The sequence below is a fragment of the Rhizobacter sp. genome, assembly GCF_031412075.1.
Taxonomy (GTDB): domain Bacteria; phylum Pseudomonadota; class Gammaproteobacteria; order Burkholderiales; family Burkholderiaceae_C; genus Rhizobacter.
In genome coordinates this window covers 1-2,015 of sequence record NZ_JANOCG010000026.1, presented here as the reverse complement: position 1 = coordinate 2,015, position 2,015 = coordinate 1, and the positions used below count along the sequence as shown (strand labels likewise).

The window sequence follows — 2,015 nt, the reverse complement described above, 5'->3', positions numbered from 1 at the left end:
CACGGCCCCGTGGGGCACCCAAGACCACCAGGCCCCCCGCGGCGGGGTAATACCACCACCGCCGCGCTCGCCCTGGCCGGGGCTAACCCAGCTCCTGCAGCCCTCCCCAGGGCGCCCGGCTGGTGTTGTCTCCCCCTTCGGACGAGCTGAGCAGCACAGGGCTTTGCGGGGCGCGCGCAGCGCGCATCAACAACTGACTTCGGGCGGTTGTCTGAACGCAGCGGCCGCAGGCCGCGTAGTGAGTTCTGCCCGACCTGCAAAGACCGAGCACCGCAGAGCAGTCGGCCCCTAGGGCCGACCGGCGACGAGGGTCGCCTTTCTTTTGGTTCCTTTTCTTTGGCGAAGCAAAGAAAAGGGACTGCCCTGTCGGGGGCACATCCCGACGCGGTCTCACGCAGTGGGAAGAAAAGCGATGCGAAGCAGGCACAAGGCTTCGATCCGCGAAGCGGACCCTGTCCGCCCCCGTGGCGATGACGTCAAAGCGCCGGCACAACCGCCAGCGACCACTTGTTCAGCGTGCCCACGTCCACCGCCGCTGCGTCCACCACCCGCAGTGTCCAGTGGCCCTGCATCGCCTGCCCGGCCAGCGCCGACAAGGGCGACAGAGGCGCAGCCGAGTCGTAGCTCACCACCAGGTTGTCTTGCCCGCCACCGAGCTGGCTGTGCAGCACCACACTGCGCCCGCCCGGTGACACCAGCTCGATGCGCAGGTCGCCCACGTAGGTGTGGGTGATGTCCACCGCCACCTTGATCTGGCCCACCGAGCCGGCGCGGGTGAGGGTGATGCTGCTGCTCACGCCGGCGGAGTTGTTGTCGGGGATGGCCAGGCGCGGTGAGGCCTCGCCGCTGGTCGTGCCCGCATCGGCGTCGACCGTCAGGTCGATGCTCCAGCGGTTGAGCGTGCCCACGTCTTGCCCTTCGAGGTCGCTCACCTTCAGCACCCAGTCACCTTCGGCGCCTTGGCCCACCAGGCCGGCCATGCTGGTGACCGAGGCCGAGTCGAAACTTTGCACCAGGTTGTCGGTGCCGGCACCGGCGCGGTTGTGCAACACGGCCTTGGCGCCGCCCGGGCTGGCCAGCTCGATCAGCAGGTCACCGATGTAGGTGTGGCTGATGTTCAAGGCCACCACCAGCCGCTTCACCGAGCCGGCCGTGCCCATGCGGATCTTGCTGCTGATGCCAGCGGCCTTTTTGTCGGGGATGGTGGCCGGAGTCAGGTTTTCGCCGTGCACCGACGGCGCGGTGGCGGCGGTACCGATGCGAAAGCCGATGCGCACGTCGGGCACGTCGACGTCGGAGATCACGAACCCCGAGTCGGCACCACTCCACAGCCGTGTCGATGGCGAGGTGGCGTGCGACAGCGCCACGCCGTTGACGGCCGAGAAGAGATCGGTGCCGTCGCCCTGGTTGACGTTGTGCTCCAGGTCGGTGTTGCCGTCGGCTTGCAGCAGCGCGCACTGGTAGTGGCGCTGGCCGGTGCCTTGCTGGAATTCGTTGGAGCCCATCGTGTCGCAGTGGTAGATGGCCAGGCCGCTCGCGGGCAGGTGCTGGTCGAGCCCGATCTTGGAGCGGTTCTCGACGATGAAATATTCGTTGTGCGCGTTGGTTTTGAACTTGAGCACGGTGTCGTAGTCGGCGTGCACCGCCATGGCCGAGGGCGTGGTGTTGAGGATGATCTCGTTGTTGCACCAGCCCACCAGGTCGCGCAGGTAGGCACACACCGGCGAGGGCGTGCGGCCGGAGTTGAGGTGGTTGCCCGAACCCATCAGGCAGTAGCTGCCGATGCCCGCGCTTTGCACGCCATCACCTTCGCGGTTGACGGCGCCGTAGTCGTACATGTCGGGGAAGCGGCACAAGAGGTGGCCGTTTTCATGGCAGAAGGTGCCGATGGAGAGGTCGGCGCTGCTGCGCCCGGCGCTTGTCAGCAGGTACAGATTGGTTGAGATGGCGCCGTAGCGCAGGTCGAGGGTGGAGTTGTGAGGCCAGAGGTCGCCTTCGTACTGCGTCTGGCCGGC

The 2,015-nt window shown here is 67.0% G+C and carries 1 protein-coding gene; it reads right to left on the bottom strand.

The window, feature by feature from the left end; translation table 11 throughout:
* Positions 1–476 precede the first annotated feature (476 nt).
* Positions 477–2,015: proprotein convertase P-domain-containing protein (locus RMO40_RS00780; protein ID WP_309714997.1), on the bottom strand; the 1,539-nt coding region annotated here is incomplete at its 5' end.